Source organism: Paeniglutamicibacter terrestris, assembly GCF_012271785.1.
Lineage (GTDB): Bacteria > Actinomycetota > Actinomycetes > Actinomycetales > Micrococcaceae > Paeniglutamicibacter > Paeniglutamicibacter terrestris.
On the sequence record NZ_JAAWVT010000005.1, the window covers coordinates 15,219 to 31,042 of the forward strand.

At 65.0% G+C, this 15,824-nt stretch carries 10 protein-coding genes; 6 read left to right on the top strand and 4 right to left on the bottom strand.

Translation table 11 applies throughout. From position 1 onward, the window contains the following. Positions 1 to 92: 92 nt before the first annotated feature. A complete protein-coding gene (locus tag HED64_RS11485; protein ID WP_168152147.1) occupies positions 93 to 509 on the bottom strand; it encodes a hypothetical protein in 417 nt (138 codons plus the stop codon). Positions 510 to 660: 151 nt separating this feature from the next. Between HED64_RS11485 and HED64_RS11490 the strand changes: the two genes are divergently transcribed. From HED64_RS11490 to purN, 5 genes are read left to right on the top strand one after another with little or no spacing between them, the layout of a single operon-like run. Beyond that, the gene (locus HED64_RS11490; protein WP_168152148.1) at positions 661 to 2,184 is read left to right on the top strand and encodes an ABC transporter substrate-binding protein; all 1,524 of its coding nucleotides are present in this window, start codon (positions 661 to 663) and stop codon (positions 2,182 to 2,184) included. Positions 2,185 to 2,203: 19 nt separating this feature from the next. After that, positions 2,204 to 3,148 carry an ABC transporter permease gene (locus HED64_RS11495; protein ID WP_168152149.1) on the top strand — a complete coding sequence of 315 codons (945 nt, stop codon included), beginning with the start codon at positions 2,204 to 2,206 and terminating at the stop codon, positions 3,146 to 3,148. 12 nt (positions 3,149 to 3,160) lie between these two features. Next, a complete protein-coding gene (locus HED64_RS11500; protein WP_168152150.1) occupies positions 3,161 to 4,021 on the top strand; it encodes an ABC transporter permease in 861 nt (286 codons plus the stop codon). Next, the gene (locus HED64_RS11505) at positions 4,018 to 5,778 is read left to right on the top strand and encodes a dipeptide ABC transporter ATP-binding protein (protein WP_168152151.1); all 1,761 of its coding nucleotides are present in this window, start codon (positions 4,018 to 4,020) and stop codon (positions 5,776 to 5,778) included. Before HED64_RS11500 ends, HED64_RS11505 begins: the two co-directional genes overlap by 4 nt. Before the next feature lie 10 nt (positions 5,779 to 5,788). Then, positions 5,789 to 6,355: a phosphoribosylglycinamide formyltransferase gene (purN, locus tag HED64_RS11510; protein WP_168152152.1), complete on the top strand. Its 567-nt coding sequence runs from the start codon at positions 5,789 to 5,791 to the stop codon at positions 6,353 to 6,355. Between the two features lie 135 nt (positions 6,356 to 6,490). On the opposite strand, the gene HED64_RS20315 is transcribed toward purN, so the two are convergent. After that, entirely contained in the window at positions 6,491 to 6,697 is a 207-nt protein-coding gene (locus tag HED64_RS20315; RefSeq protein WP_483428611.1) for a putative immunity protein, read from the bottom strand. Between the two features lie 623 nt (positions 6,698 to 7,320). Here HED64_RS20315 and HED64_RS11515 point away from each other — a divergent pair. Continuing rightward, on the top strand, positions 7,321 to 10,488 hold the full coding sequence (locus HED64_RS11515; protein ID WP_168152153.1) for a GH92 family glycosyl hydrolase: 3,168 nt from the start codon (positions 7,321 to 7,323) through the stop codon (positions 10,486 to 10,488). Between the two features lie 885 nt (positions 10,489 to 11,373). On the opposite strand, the gene HED64_RS19680 is transcribed toward HED64_RS11515, so the two are convergent. Both HED64_RS19680 and HED64_RS11545 read right to left on the bottom strand, forming a co-directional pair. Further along, on the bottom strand, positions 11,374 to 14,406 hold the full coding sequence (locus HED64_RS19680) for an alpha-mannosidase (RefSeq protein WP_210149608.1): 3,033 nt from the start codon (positions 14,404 to 14,406) through the stop codon (positions 11,374 to 11,376). 90 nt (positions 14,407 to 14,496) lie between these two features. Further along, positions 14,497 to 15,813: a glycoside hydrolase 5 family protein gene (locus tag HED64_RS11545; RefSeq protein ID WP_245325945.1), complete on the bottom strand. Its 1,317-nt coding sequence runs from the start codon at positions 15,811 to 15,813 to the stop codon at positions 14,497 to 14,499. Positions 15,814 to 15,824: the final 11 nt, after the last annotated feature.

The window sequence follows — 15,824 nt, forward strand, 5'->3', positions numbered from 1 at the left end:
GCGGGGTCAAGACCCGAGATCGCTCCCGCATTGCCCGCACATCTGGGTTAGGACGATGATCGAATCCTTGGAGTCATCAGGCGGTTATGGCCTCATGGCTTGATCTCACCGGTGCTCATACCCGCGGGCATGAGCTGCTCCTGATAGTGCTGCGTGCAGAGCGCCTGGCTACGCAGCGTCAGGGCATCGGTGGTGCAATCCTTGAAGGCCACGGTGGGTCCGTAAAACACCAGCTGCACCACCAATGGCAGGGCCACCAGGACGCAGCCCAGCGTCGCGATGGGCGCGGCAATACGCAACATCCCGGAGGCTGGAGTCCGTAGGGCGATAACGCAGGTCACGATGCCACACACTAGACCCGCGGCGGCGAAGAGCAGGCCGATGAGGTTAAAAGGTAGGGGCAGGTACCAGCAGATTAATGTGCCAGCCATTGTCATGATCGTGGCGCGAGCCCAGGGCAGGAGCCGAGTCATTGCGGCGCGGGCATCGGGGGAAGGGTGTGAAGGCATATGAACCACCCTAGACCTCAATGGTGCAACGTTTATGGCCCCGGCGGTCACACTTCGGTGCCGCTGCGTACGATAATGGTTTGTCACAGGTACTTTTTGACACTCGCGGTCCCCCCGCGCCCCGATTGACGATGTGAAGGAACAACGGCTGATGCAGGCAAGAACCAAGGCCCGACGCGGTATCCGCGGCGCACTGCTCGGCGCGGCACTCACCGCAGCCCTGCTGCTTTCCTCCTGTAGCGCCGGTGCCGGCCCGCAGAGCACCGATCCCGACTCGCTCACCGTGGCGTTAACCGGGGAACCGGTAAACCTCGACTTCACCACCACGGCCGGGGCAGCGATCCCGCAGGCGCTGATGTCCAACGTCTACCAGGGTCTGGTGGCAGTGGACCAGACCGGGGCCATCAAACCGCTGTTGGCCACCAGCTGGGAAACCAATCAAGCCAACACCTCCTATACCTTCACGCTGGTGGCGGGCGCCACCTTCTCCAACGGTGCGGCATTCGACGCGCAGGACGTGAAGTTCTCCATCGAACGGGTTAAATCCGATGCGTGGCTTAACGGGCTCAAGTCCAAGATGGACGTGGTGAAGAACGTGGTGGTCAATTCCCCGACCTCCGTCACGGTTAACCTCTCGCGCCCCTCACAGGCTTGGCTGTACTCGATGACCACGCTGGTCGGTGCCATGTTTGATGCATCGGGTGTTGCTGATCTGGCCAATACGCCGGTGGGCACCGGACCCTACACGCTCAGCTCGTGGGCTCGCGGGGATTCGATCAGCCTGACCGCACGCCCGGACTATTGGGGCACCGCCCCGAGCATCAAAAACGTGAAGCTGCGCTACTTCGCCGACGCCATCGCTACCACCAACGCCCTGAGCACCGGGGACGTTGATGTCATCTACAACATGCAGGCTCCGGAACTGCTTTCCACCTTCAGTACCAACCCCGATTACCAGGTCCTCGAGGGCACCTCCAACGGTGAGATCATCTTGTCGATGAACAATAAGGTGGCGCCCTTTGATGACAAGCGGGTGCGCCAAGCGGTGCTCTATGCCATCGACCGGCAGGCGGTGCGCGATACCGCGTGGAACGGACTTGGTACCCTGGTGGGCGCTCCGGTGCCGCCGACCGACCCGTACTACGAGGACCTGAACTCGCTCTACCCCTTTAACCCGGCCAAGGCCAAGGCCCTGTTGAAGGACGCCGACGCGGAAAATGTGAAGATCACCTTCACCGTACCCACCCGCCCCTACGCCAGTGCGGTGGCGGAGATCGTGCAGTCGCAATTGCGTGATGTGGGGATCGACGCGAAGATCACCTCCGCCGAATTCCCCGCCGTCTGGCTGGACACGGTCTTTAATAAGCACAACTATCAGATGTCGGTGGTGCTCGCCGTGGAGGCCCGCGACGTGCTCACCATGTTTAACAACCCCGACTACTACATCGGCTACGACAACTCGAAGATCTCCGCGGAGGCGGCAGCGGCCGATGCCGGGGATACCACCAGCTACATCGCCGGCATGAAAAACGTGGTGCGCACCATTGCCGATGATGCGCCGGTGGATACGCTGTTCATCTTCCCGAACATCTCGGTAGCCAAGGCGGGGATCACCGGTCTGGGAGCCAACTCGGTCACCGAGGCGCTGAACCTCTCCACCATCGCTTGGTCCTAGGGGTAGGTGGGGACAAAAGATGTTGCTGCGACTGGGCTCGAACCTGGCCCGATTTGTGCTCTCCTTGTGTGTAGCCACCATCGCTGTGTTCGCGATGATGCGGGTGCTGCCCGGGGATCCCGCGGTGATTGCCGCCGGAGAAAATGCCTCACCGCAGATCGTTGCCTCCCTCGCGCACCAATTTGGAACGGATCGCCCGCTGGTGGTGCAGTACTGGGATTGGTTCTCCGGGCTCTGGCGCGGGGACTTCGGCATCTCGTATGTGACCCGCACGGATATCTCACCGCTGGTGGCAGACAAAGTGCAGGTCTCGCTGATTCTTGTCACCCTGGCCATGGCGCTGGCCCTGGCCATCGCCATCCCGGCCGGCACCATTGCCGCGGTACGCCACAACAAACCCAGCGGCACGCTGATCTCGGCCCTGAGCCAGCTGGGCATCGCCATCCCCGGGTTCCTGCTGGGCATCGTCTTGGTTTCATTTTTTGCGCTGCGGCTGGGCTGGCTGCCGGCCAACGGTTGGGTGGCCCCGGTGGAAGGTTTTTCCTCCTTCCTCTCGAGGCTGGTGCTGCCGGTGATGGCGCTGGCCGGTGTGCAGTCGGCCATCTTAGTGCGCTACGTACGATCGGCGGTGCTGGGCATCATGCACGAGGACTATCTGCGTACCGCCCGCGCCAAGGGTCTCTCCCCGCTGCGTGCGCTGGCCAAACATGGATTGCGTAACGCGGCGATTCCGGTGCTGACGGTCACCTCCGTGCAATTCTCCGCGCTGATCATTGGCGCGGTGGTCATCGAGCGCGTTTTTGTTATTCCGGGGCTGGGCTCAATGCTGCTGGCCGCGGTGGGCAACCGCGACCTGCTCACCGTCCAATCGGTGGTGATGGTGCTGGTGGCCATCACGCTGATCGTTAACCTGCTGGTGGACATGCTCTATACCATCCTCGACCCGCGCATTCGGGCGGCCTAAAGAATGAAAAAGATGTTCTTGTCCCGCGCTAAAAATTCTGCCGGATCGCCGGCCTCCGGGGTTAACTCCACCTTGCTCATGGGATCGATACTGGTCGCGGTGGTGCTGCTGAGCGCGCTGCTGTCCTTGGTCTTCACCCCCTATGATCCGGTGCAGGCCAACCCCTCGGTGCGCTTGAGTACCCCGAGCGCCACGCACTGGTTGGGCACCGATCAGCTGGGCCGTGATCTACTCTCGCGGATCCTGGTGGGCGCGCGAATCACTCTGCTGGTCGGGGTGCTCTCGGTGTCCATCGCCGCGCTGATTGGCACGCCGCTGGGCATTTGGGCGGGGATGAAACGTGGCGCGGTGGAGGAAGTGACGATGCGCGCCTCCGATATCCTGTTGGCCTTCCCGGCCCTGCTGCTGGCGATCATGTTCGCGGCAATTTACGGTGCATCAACCGTCAGCGCGATGGTCGCCATCGGGCTGGCCTCGGTGCCGGGCTTTGCCCGGGTGGCGCGGGCCGGCACGCTCCAGGTGATGAATGCCGAATTTGTGCTTGCCGCTCGCGCCGCTGCCCAACCGCCGGTGCGTATAGCGCTGCGCCACGTGCTGCCCAACATCACCGGGATGCTGCTGGTGCAATGCTCGGTGACCTTCGCCCTGGCCGTCTTGGCGGAGGCTGCGCTGTCCTTCCTGGGGCTGGGCACACCGCCGCCGGTTCCCTCGTGGGGCCGGATGTTGCAGGAATCCCAGCAATACTGGGGCACCTTCCCGCTGCTGACCATCGTGCCCGGGGTGAGCATTGCCGTGGCGGTGCTGGGGTTTAACCTGCTGGGCGATGGCTTGCGCGATAAATTTGATCCGAAGTTGGGACGGGGTAAGGCATGAGTGAGCGCCAACTCTTGGAGGTCTCGGGCCTGTCCATTTCCGCCGGTGAACGAACGCTGGTGTCAGATCTTTCCTTCTCGATGGCCACCGGGGAACGCATCGGGCTGATCGGGGAATCTGGGTCCGGCAAATCACTCACCGCCACGGCTCTGCTGGGCTTGTTGCCCGAAGAACTGAGCGTGTCCGGGACCGGAAGACTGCACGGCTTTGAGCACAATCTGCTCACCGCCCCGGAACGGGCCATGGCCCCGCTGCGCGGCGATGAAATTTCGATGGTGTTCCAGGAGCCACTCAGCGCGCTGAACCCCTTGATGAAAATCGGTGCGCAGGTGGCCGAGGTGCTGCTCATCCATCGCACCCTGGGTACCCGTGCCGCAGCGCGTGCCCGGGCCATCGAGTTGTTGGCATCGGTGCAGATCCCCGATCCCGCTCAGGCCGCCAACGCCTACCCGCACCAGCTCTCCGGCGGGCAGCGGCAACGGGTCATGATCGCCATGGCCCTAGCGAACGATCCGCAATTGCTCCTGTGTGATGAGCCGACCACCGCACTAGATGTCACGGTGCAGTCCCAGGTGCTGGAGCTGATTTCGGAGCAGGTCACTGCGCGCGGCACCGGCCTGCTCTTTATCACTCACGATCTGGCGGTGGTCGCGCGGATGTGCACTCGGGTCTTGGTGCTGAACCAGGGGCGGATCGTTGAACAGGGAGAGATCGATACCGTCTTTTCCGCCCCGAATCACCCCTACACTCGGGCGCTGCTGGCGGCCAGTGACATGTCGGCCACCGATGAGCGTGGGCGTCTGTTTACCGTGGCGACGGCGGGGAACTACCAACCGCCGGCGCTCCGTGCGGCCGCGCCGGAACCAGTAGTCGCGATCCCGAATCCCCGACCCTTCGCTGCGTCTTTTTCCACCGAGTCTTCCCCCACGCCAACTCACCGCGCGATCGCACCATTGATCACCGCCAGCAACCTGAGTCGCAGCTACCACCGCGCGCGCACTTCACTCTTGGGCCCGCGTCCGGTGGTTCACGCGCTGGCCAATATCGATTTCACCGTGGTGCCGGGGGAACGCGTGGGTATCGTGGGGGAATCTGGCTCGGGCAAATCCACGTTGCTACGCATTTTGGCCGGGCTCGATACCCCCACCGGCGGCGACGCCGTCGTGGCCGGCACCTCCATAGCAGGTGCGCGCGAAGCGGATCTGAGCGCGCTGCGTAGCGAGCTGCAGATCATCTTCCAGGACCCGTTGGGTTCTCTTGACCCGCGGATGAGAGTGGCAGATATTGTCGCCGAGCCGTTGCTGGTACCGGGTCAGAGTCTGGACGCGGCCGCTCGGCGTGCCACGGTGCTCAAGATGTTGAACTCGGTGGGACTTGAGCCAGATTCAGCGAACCGCTATCCGCATCAGTTCTCCGGCGGGCAGCGCCAACGCATCTCCATCGCCCGTGCCCTGGTAAATCGCCCGCGGATCCTGGTGGCAGATGAGCCGGTCTCCGCGTTGGATGTTTCGGTGCGAGCCCAGGTGTTGAACTTGATCGCTGATCTGGTGGACGAATACGCGTTGACGCTACTTTTGGTCTCCCACGATCTTTCGGTCATCCGCCATCTGTGCCAGCGAGTCATCGTCATGAAGGATGGTCGCATTGTGGAAGCCGGGGACACCGAACAGATCTACATCAACCCGGCGCACCCCTATACCGCGCGATTGATCGCCAGCTCCCTTGACCTGTCCGAGGAACTGGCCCGCGCCCACTAAACTTGAAGCCATGCGCATCGTAGTTCTTGTCTCCGGCACCGGGTCCAACCTCCAGTCAGTTATCGACGCCGTCGCCGACGGCTCGCTACAAAATGTTGAGATCGCCGCTGTCGGTGCGGATAAGGCGGGGACCTTTGGGGTGCAACGCTCCGCCGCGGCCGGGATCGAAACCTTTGTGGTGAATTTCAAGGACTTCGCCGAGCGTGCCGACTGGAACCACGCACTGACCCAAAAGTGCCTCTCCTACGCGCCGGATTATGTGGTGTCTTCGGGCTTCATGCGCATCGTCGGTGAGGAATTCATCAACGCCTTTGATGGCACCTACATCAACACGCACCCCGCCCTGCTGCCTTCATTCCCGGGCGCCCACGGGGTCCGCGACGCGCTGGCCTACGGTGTCAAGGTCACCGGTTGCACCGTGCACATCGCCGATGCCGGCGTGGACACCGGTCCGATCCTGCGCCAGGAAGCGGTGGTCATCAGCCCCGATGACACCGAAGATTCGCTGCATGAGCGCATCAAGCTCGTTGAGCGCCGCCTGCTCATCGCCACCTTGGCAGATCTGGCCGCGAAGTAACACCCGCTTTTTCGAAAACAGGAGGCCCGCCCGGCATCGACAGTGATGTCTACGGGTCAGGTTAGTCGATCAAGGCGTTCCAGCACATGCTGTGGCGCCCACGTCGTGGGCTGCCACGTGGGCCACGATAACGGCCTAGCCTGACGCAAGCGCCGCGAACTTCACCGGATCTGGCATCCCGCGTGCCGCGGCATCGGCCGTAAAGGCCTCCCGGTGTGCCTCGCGCACCGGCACCTCGCCGCGGATCCAGCCCCGGCCGACCTCGATGACGGTCCACGAAGAGCGGCAACACGGGCTCGGCGCACTCCAAGGCCCAGCCGGCAAACAGCCGGCGGTGTTCATCGCTCCGCGTGCCCCCGCGGCGGAAGGTGACCAGCCGCCGGTCGCGTTCCCGGGGAAGAGTTGGCATGACCCCGAATGCCCGGCGGCTGCTGGACGAACACCCGACGGACATGTTCGCCGCCTCCCCGAGGAACAGCGTCCACGCCCTTGACCACCGCGCCTCTGCGCGCCAGAGATCACGTTCTTGACCGCGTGGGACGGCGCGGACCCTGCTCGCCTGCGGCGCCCTGAAAGAGCTGGACCCCTTGCCCGGGAAGATCAACTCGAGGCATCGCCGCCCGCTTGCTGGGACGAATCATGGACGAGACGCGCGTCCGCTTCGACGGGTGGCTGTATCTGGAAACGGGAAGCGACGACTTCTTTGCCTTCGCGCGCAGGTTGTATCGGCGCCACGGCTTCAGGCCGTGCTGGCCCTTCGGTTCCTTTGGCGCGGATCCGGACAGCGTCTTCATAGGAATGAGCCTGGCCGCAAGGGGTTGCGCCGACCCGGCGAGTACGGAACGATGGGGTAGATAAATCGATTTATCAGTTTCGTGTGAAGCCGTGTCGGGACAAGTAAATGTCCGCGCAACAGGCGCCGCAGCTGGTCGCCTTCGCGGTGGAAACAAGGGAACGGACCCCAGATGAGAGTATTAACCGAACTTCAGCGCCTCGGGGGGCCCGGCACTGCCGTCGCAGCGAGGAACGGGGTCGGCTTCACCTCGCTCGAGGCCTTCAGAGCGGACGTGGAACAAGGGGCAGGGACCTGTGTGCTGGTGGTACCCGGCGCCCTGGAGAACCGGGTGATCCGGGCCGGGGAAGAAATCCAGTGGGTTCTCTTCCCCGAAGGTGCGGGACCCGTGCCCCAGCTCTGGGACGCCACGGCGGCCGCCATCGACATCGAGTTCACCGACGGAACCCGCCTCAGCGAGCTGGAGGCGACAGACCAGTACGGTGCCGGGCTCGGCCCCGATGCCCAGGCAGCGGCCAAGGCCATGTGGGTCGACCAGTGGAACCGCCGCGCGGTGGGGCTGGACGCGGTGATCGGCAAGCAGGTGGCCCGGGTCCTGGCGGTCATCAAGGGATCCGAGCGCACCGACATCCGCGTCTTCTTCGACGACATCGACATCCACGAGGCCGCCCCGGCGCCGGCCACCGCGCTGGACGCCGTGGTGACCACGCGCGGGACCCAGTCCTCGGACCGCTTCTCCCGGGGCAACAACGCCCCGCTGGTCGCCGTTCCGCATGGCGGAGTCTTCGGTCTGCCGATGACCAACGCCGCTCGCGGCAACTGGCCCTATTCCTACCATGCCGACAACCGGGCAACCGACAACAAGCCGACCATCCAGGCCTTCGCGACCTCCCACATCCCGAGCCCGTGGATGGGGGACCGCGGCGTCTTTCAGATCATGCCTAGCCCCCGGGCTGTCCCCGAAGTCTCCCGCGAGGCCCGCGCCCTGGGATTCACCCACGGCGCGGAGCGACCCGGCCCGCACCGCTACGGAGTCGACCTCGAGGGCGGTCTCAGCGCCGAGCTGACCGCCGGCGCCTTCGCACTGGGCATGCGCTTCACCTTCCCCGGTGACACCGCCTCCATCATCGTCGACCACCACGGCACGGTCACCGAAATGCGCACGCGTGCCGATGGCGAAGACCTGGTCCTCGAGGCGCACCTGGATGACCGCGAAAACACGCCCCCGCACTACCTGCATGTGCGCATTCCCCGAGCCGCCGGGAACCATCTGCGGCTGGTCGAGGGTCGGCTGCGCGGCTACGTGGGGGCAACCCCGGATGCGCAGGGCCGCGTGGATGTGTTGCTGGGCATCTCGACCGTCGACTATGCCCAGGCCGCGGCCAACCTCACGGCCGCCGGCGGCTTTGAGACCATGCTGGAATCCTGCCGCGCGCAGTGGGAGAGCAAGCTTTCCACCCTCGAGGTTGCAGGAGCCAGCGCCGACCAGCTGACTAGCCTGTACTCGGGCCTGTACCGGCTATTCCTGTACCCGAACCGGGCAGGGGAACCCGGAAGCGATGGCACCAAACGCTACCGCTCGCCCTATGGGGAAGTGCTCACCGAACCGGTCCGGGAGGAACCGGGGGCCGAGATCATGGACGGGGAGCTCTCGACCACCAACGGCTTCTGGGATACCTACCGCACGGCCTGGCCGCTGCTGGGTCTGCTCACCCCGGCCGAGGCCGGCGAACTGGCCCAGGGCTTCGTCCAGCACTTCCACGACGGCGGCTGGACCCCGCGCTGGAGCGCCCCGAGCGCCGAGGACTGCATGACCGGCACCACCAGCGACACCGTCTTCGCCGACCTGCTGGTCAAGAACGTGCCAGGACTGAAACTGGAAGAGGCCTACGCCTCGGCGGTGAAGAACGCGACGGTGCCGGCCGCGAACCAGAAGGTCGGGCGCAAGGGAATTCACCCCGGCATTTTCCGCGGCTACATCGACACCGCCACCGGCGAGGGCATGTCCTGGACGCTGGACAACGCCATCAACGACTGGGCGCTGGCCCAGATGGCCGCACTGCTGGCCGCCAAGGCATCCGCGGGCTCGGCGGCCGCCGCCCGCTACGGGGCCGAACACGAGTACTTCGCCCGCCGCTCCCTGAGCTACCGGGAAGTGTTCGACACCGAGCGCGGCTTCTTCATCGGCAGGAACCCCGGCGGGGCCTGGCGCGTGGAAGCCGGATTCGACCCTGCGGAATGGGGACACGACTACACCGAGACCAATGCCTGGGGCACCGCCTTCACGGTCCCGCACGACGGTGCGGGGTTGGCCGAGCTCCACGGCGGCGAAGCGGGCCTGGGCCAGGCGCTGGATACCTTCTTCGACACCCCCGAGACCGGGGATGAGTCCAAGTCAGGGTCCTACGGGTTCGCCATCCACGAGATGACCGAGGCCCGCGATGTGCGCATGGGGATGCTGGGTCTGTCCAACCAGCCCGCCCACCACATCCCGTTCATGTACATGTTTGCCGGCAGGCACGACGACGCGCACCGGATCGTGCGCGAGGCTATTTCCCGGCTCTTCGTGGGCTCGGACATCGGCCAGGGCTCCCCGGGCGATGAGGATAACGGGGAAATGAGCGGCTGGTACATCTTCGCCACCCTCGGTCTCTACCCGCTGGCGCCGGCCTCCGGCAGCTACGTGTTGATCCCTCCGTCAATTGAGCGTGCGGTGCTGCGCCCCACCGGGGGAGAAGCGATCACCATCGAGGTCACCAATCCCCAGGCGCACGGCAGCTACATCGAATCAATGCGCATCAACGGCCAGGAATGGAACGAGATCTCGGTCCCGCACTCCCTGCTGGCTTCCGGCGCGCACCTGGAGTTCACGCTTTGCGCGGAGCCCTCGGGCTGGGCGGCGGAAACACGGCCGGCCTCGGCCTCCGCCCTGCACGGGTTCAGCTCGCTGTTGCTCGATGCCACGGCCGGTGCGCGCGCTGTGTCCGGGGTGCCCGGAGCCGGCACCCTGATTGACGACACCGGGGCAACACCCGTGGTGCTGGGGGCTGGGGACAGCGTTCAGATCGATTTCGTTGCCGGCGCCGCCGTGGATTTATACACGCTCACCGCAGCGGTCCCGGGCAGCCTCGGCTGGCGCATCGACCTGTTCGGTGTCGACGGGAAGCCCCTGGCCACCGAGCGGCGCACCACCGAGGAATTCAACTGGGCAGGTCAGACCCGTGTGTTCCGCCTTGCAGCGGATCTTGGTCAGTCATTCGGTCAGGTGACCGGTTTGCGCTTCACGGCACGCGACGCGATGACCCTGCGGCAGCTGGAGGTCTTCGCTACGGACACCTAACCACCGCCTCCGGAGCGCACCTTGATCATGGCCGGCCGTCGCTCTGGCCCGGAATAGGGGAACATCGGTCTCGACTACACGGGCCGCGCAACAGAAGGCCGCTGAAACACGAGCAACACGTCGGACACCAAATCGTGGGGGTATTGAACCCACACGATCCCGATGACTCCCACAGAGCTGAGGTGCTGCTCGAACACGCGGGTGCAATCGCGGATCAAGTGAGTGGGTCGGCCTCGTGATGCTCCGCGGTCATGTATGGCGGGGAAGTGAGCATGAGGTTGATGCCCGCGTCGGGTTGGGACGGGGTCATGCGGCGGATGATCCTTAACAGCTCCCGTGCCTCGCCCTCGACCGTGCGTGCTCCGGGCACCCGTCGTTGAAGGTACTCCACGCTCGGGTAGCAGTTCAATGCCCAGTGCTTCGCGCCCCAGCGCGAGGGAACGCTCGGCCAGAAACGTGTCGTGTGATGCGCTCAGTTGCGAATCCAGTGGTGAGATCGTGGGTCTACTCTCGATCAATTCTTCTCCACGTCCCTCATCATCCGAAGTGTAGCCGCCGAGCAGCGGCCCCTGACATTTCAGGCATTGGCGAAGACCGGACATCGAGGCAACGTCATACGCACCGCCATCGAGTCCGCTCCAAGGGGGTGACAGCAGAGCCTGACTGTTACGACAGCCTGAACCTGTCGATTGGGACTCTCATCGAGCCAGCTGGGCACGGTGTCGGGGTCGGCTAGATCTACCATCCATCGGTGGACTGCTGGTTGAAGCGCATAGCCCTACCCTCGCACGGCAAAACTTGCCCGAACGCACCTAAAGAAAAGGGCACCTTGTCTTGCAGACCTCTTGGTCCGCAAGACAAGGCGCCCCTGGCTATTTTTGGTGACTAGCCCTTGAGCTTGAAGCGCAGGGTGCGCACCTCAAAGGCGGTCAACGCAAGGCTCACCGCGCCGTCGGCGAGCTCGGCAACGCCGTCTTCACCCTCAAGGGGATCTTCCAGCAGGGAGATCGCCGAGGCGCCTGCCACCGGACGGTGCACCTTCACGGTGCCCGCCGCGCGGCGGCCCAGGGACTCATAGACGCGCACGACCAGGTCGCCGCTCTTGTCCCCGGCCAACTTGACGTTGGAGAGCACGATGCCCTCGCCCTCGACGGTGACCAGCGGGTCAAACCCGTTGGCGCCGTTGATGGTACGTGCGTCGCTGTTTAGCAACGCACCGGCCTCGGTGGCCGCGGCGATGTCCGCGCCGATGACCAGGCCGTAGCGGTGGCTCTGGATGCCCTGGTCGGTTTCCGGATCCGGGAAGCGCGGGGCGCGCAGCAGCGAGAGGCGCATATTGGTCATCACCCCGGCCTTGGTGGAATCGCGGGTGACATCGAAACCGTAGATGGAGTCGTTGATCAGCGCTGCCCCGAAGCCGGGCTCCTCGGCCAGCACGAAGCGGTGCATCGAGGTCTCGAACTTCGCGGCCTCCCAGCTGGTGTTCACGTGGGTGACGCGCTTGTGGTAACCGAACTGGGTCTCGGCGATCGCGTGCTCGGCACGGATATCCAGCGGGAACGCGACCTTCAGGAACTTCTCGGTCTCGTGCCAGTCGGTGACCTGCTCAATCTGCAACACCTTGGAGCTCGGGGCGAGGGTCAGTTCCTGGCGCACGGTGGAGGCGGAGAAGCTGCGCTCGATGAGAACGCGGGCGGTGCCATCGGCATCGGTGGACAGCGTGAGCGAGTCCAGTTCGCGCAGGTCGGTGACCTGGTTGCGGTAGTACTTGTCCACGTCCCAGGCGTCCCACATGTTCGGGAAGTCCTGGTGCAGCTGCAACAGGTTGGCCTCGGTGCCCGCGGCAATGCTCTCGCGCCTGGTGGAATGGTCCAGTGCGGAGGTGATCAGGCCTTCGGCTGAGATGGTGATGGTAACCAGCTCGTTGCTCAGCACGATGCCGTCCGCCGACTCGGTGGCGGTGACCTTGTCGGTGGCCGGGGCCAGCTCGGCCACGGCGGCCGCTGAACCGGTGCGCAGGCCCGCACGGGTGAACGGTGCCGCGTTCAGCTGGATCGGGGTGTCTCCCTGGCCAACCAGCAGTGCCTGGGCGCTGGCGATGATGGCCTCGGCCGCGGCGGTGACCCGTGCGTATTGGACCACTACCTCGCGGTGTACCCAAGCGATAGAGGTACCCGGCAGAATGTCGTGGAACTGGTGCAGCAGCACCTGCTGCCACAGCTCGTCGATCTCGTTGTGCGGGTACTCGAAGCCGGCGTACACCGCAGCGGTGGCGGCCCAGAGTTCGGCTTCCACTAGCAGATGCTCGGTGCGGCGGTTGCCCTGCTTGGTCTGGTGCTGGGAAGTCAGCGTGGCGCGGTGCAGCTCCAGATAGAGCTCGCCAACCCAGACCGGTGGGGTGGGCAGCTCGGTCTTGGCGCGCTTGAAGAACTCGTCGGGGTGTTCCCACTTCACGGTGGCGCTGCCTTCGAGGTCGGCCAAGCGGCGCGCCTTGCCGGTCATCTCACGGGTGGTGCCGCCGCCACCGTCGCCCCAGCCCACCGGTGCAATGGAGCCGGTGGCGTGGCGGGACTCGCGGAACTGGCGCGAGGCGCGGGCCACCTCTTCGCCGGAGAGCTGCGAGTTATAGGTGTCCATCGACGGGAAGTGGCTGAAGACGCGTGAGCCGTCGATGCCCTCCCAGTTGAAGGTGTGGTGCGGGAACTTGTTCTGCTGGTTCCAGGAAATCTTCTGCGTGAAGAACCACTCGAAGCCGGCACGGCTCATCAGCTGCGGCAGCGCGGGGGAGTAGCCGAAGGAATCGGGCAGCCAGACCCCGGCGCAGGTGACGCCGAATTCCTCGCGGAAGAACTTCTGGCCGTAGTAGAACTGGCGGACCAGTGATTCGCCCGAGGGCATGACGGTGTCGGATTCGACCCACATGCCGCCCAGCGGCAAGAAGCGCCCTGCGGCAACTGCCTCCTTGACGCGGGCATAGACCTCGGGGCGGTTGTCCTTCATCCATGCGTACTGCTGGGCGCTTGACATGCCGTAGAGGAAGTCCTCGTCAACGCCGAGCAGCTCGACCATGGAGGAAGAGGTGCGCGAGACCTTACGGATGGTTTCGCGCACCGGCCAGAGCCAGGCGGAGTCGATGTGGGCGTGGCCCACGGCGGAGATGCGGTGCGCGGACTCGTCGGCGCGCTTGGAAAGCACCTCGACCAATTCGGCGCGGGCCGCCGGTGCGGTCTCGGTGATGCGCTGCAGATCCAGCACGTCAAGGGAGTTGTCCATGGCCTGCAGGATGCGCATGCGGCGCGGGCCCTCGGGCAGCTCGGCCTGCAGTTCCAGCAGCACCTCGAGGTCCAGCGAGAGTTCGTGGACCTCGGGCTCGAAGATCGCTAGGTCCATGCGGCGGGTGGTGTAGAGCTTGCGCGAGGAGGAGGTCTGGATGTCTCCCTCGGTGGTGGGCAGGAACGGGTGGTAGTCCAGCAGTACCGGGTTCGCGGCTGCCTCGATGAAGTAGTCGATTTCCTCCCCGCCCTCGGCAACGTCCACGCCCGGGATCCACTGGTTGCGCGGGTTGATCGACTTCACGGTGATGCCGTCGGCGCGGTAGACCAAGCCCTCACATTGGAAGCCTGGCATGTTCTTGTCGAAACCCAGGTCCACGAGGACCTCGATACGCTTGCCGGACCATTCGGCCGGGACCGTGCCGCGCAGGCGGAACCACGTGGTGCCCCAGGCTGCGCCCCAGATGGTTCCGACCGAATAATCGGTGTATTCAAGGCCCATGGCCTCGGCCGGGGCGATCGGCTCGCCAGGGAGTTCGTGCCACTGGATGTCCAGCGGGAGAGATACGGGGTGGATGGCTGGGCGGATGCGTTCTTCGAGGACCCGCTTGACGCGTCCGAGGGTCAAGGGAATGTCGTCATGCATGAATGCCTTTCGCCGGACCCAAGGCCCGGTGGGGATAGATCTGTTCCAAAAATGAAGGCTGGGGGAGTGCACGGCACCAAGGGCCGCAGGTCAGATGGCGCTGCCGGCCGAGACCTCCCTGGTAGTCAGCACCGTGGTGATGCCGCGGGCGGCGAGGAAAGAGGCATCGCCTGCTTGTGATGCAAGGATAACCGACGGTCGTGCCCCATCCATGGCAAGGGACATCCAGGCCTCGAAGAAAGCCCCGCCGGGCTCGCAGGTGGCCCTTCCCGGGGCAAGGGTCTCGTCCCCAACTTCTAGCACCAGGGCGGTGCTGCGCCGAGCCGGGGCCGGTGCGGTCCGCACCTCGGCGGCCACCTTGGCAAAGGCGTGTCCCTGCGGCTTGATGGTGCGGTCGTTGCCGATCAGTCCCAGCGAGTATTCCAGGGACGGGAAATCCGCCAGCGCGGTATCCACGTCGTGGGAGGACCACCATGTGACGCCCCAGAGGTTTTCGGTGTCCAGCGCGTACTTCAGCGATCCTTCGAGGAATGCCGGGGCGTCCTCGGCCGAGACATGTGGTGCTGGCGCGCCGATTTCCTGCAACCAGATGGGTCGGTTCGGGTCGGTGGACCAGCCGCGGCCCAGTTCGATGAGGTATTCGGCCAGGCGCAGGGATTGCTCGCTCATGCCCCCGTAAAGCTTGGAGGTGCCGTTGAAGATCCAGGAGTGGATGGTGGTGGAGTGTCCGCGGCGCGCGGCCAGGGCCGGGGTGAAGCTGTGCTCGCCGCCGAACCAGCACATGTCGTACTCGGAGTGGTGGTGTTCTAGGCCCGGGGCACCCGCCGCGCAGGCCGCAAGCATGGTGCTGATCCAGGTGTCGGCCTGGGCAACGGTGAGTTCGCTGCGGTTGGGGTGCAGCGGGGAGGCGAACTGGCTAAATTCGTTGCCGATGCTCATGCCCAGGAAGTTGGGGCGCCCGGCCAGGGTGGAGGCGATGGCCTCGAGGTAGGCCGACTGCCCCTCGATCACCAGCTCCGAGGTGAACAGGTTCTGCTGGTGCCAGGTTTGGGCCCACGCAGGAACGTAGTCGAAGGAGGACAGGTGACCCTGCAGTCCGTCGACACTGACATCCAGGCCGCGTTCGGCCGCGGCGTCCACGACGGCGGCCAGGTCGGCCAGGGCCTGCGGGCGGATGAGGCTGCGGTTGGGCTGGAATACCGGCCAGAGGGCGAAAGCCCGGATGTGGTCGGCTCCGAGTTCAGCGATGCTGTCCAGGTCTCGGGAGACCTGGTCGATGTCGAAGTCGAGCCAGTGGTGGAACCAGCCGCGGGTGGGGGTGTAGTTCACGCCGAAGCGCAGCGGGGCCCCGCCGCGCTGCACGGGCGTGGTGTCGGCAGAAAAGTCCTGGAGAATCCTGTTGCTCAATGGGTGCCCTG

Coding starts and splice junctions, on each gene's coding strand:
- HED64_RS11485 (WP_168152147.1), bottom strand. CDS start 509: ATGCCTTCACACCCTTCCCCCGATGCCCGCGCCGCAATGACTCGGCTC.
- HED64_RS11490 (WP_168152148.1), top strand. CDS start 661: ATGCAGGCAAGAACCAAGGCCCGACGCGGTATCCGCGGCGCACTGCTC.
- HED64_RS11495 (WP_168152149.1), top strand. CDS start 2,204: ATGTTGCTGCGACTGGGCTCGAACCTGGCCCGATTTGTGCTCTCCTTG.
- HED64_RS11500 (WP_168152150.1), top strand. CDS start 3,161: ATGTTCTTGTCCCGCGCTAAAAATTCTGCCGGATCGCCGGCCTCCGGG.
- HED64_RS11505 (WP_168152151.1), top strand. CDS start 4,018: ATGAGTGAGCGCCAACTCTTGGAGGTCTCGGGCCTGTCCATTTCCGCC.
- purN (WP_168152152.1), top strand. CDS start 5,789: ATGCGCATCGTAGTTCTTGTCTCCGGCACCGGGTCCAACCTCCAGTCA.
- HED64_RS20315 (WP_483428611.1), bottom strand. CDS start 6,697: ATGAACACCGCCGGCTGTTTGCCGGCTGGGCCTTGGAGTGCGCCGAGC.
- HED64_RS11515 (WP_168152153.1), top strand. CDS start 7,321: ATGAGAGTATTAACCGAACTTCAGCGCCTCGGGGGGCCCGGCACTGCC.
- HED64_RS19680 (WP_210149608.1), bottom strand. CDS start 14,406: ATGCATGACGACATTCCCTTGACCCTCGGACGCGTCAAGCGGGTCCTC.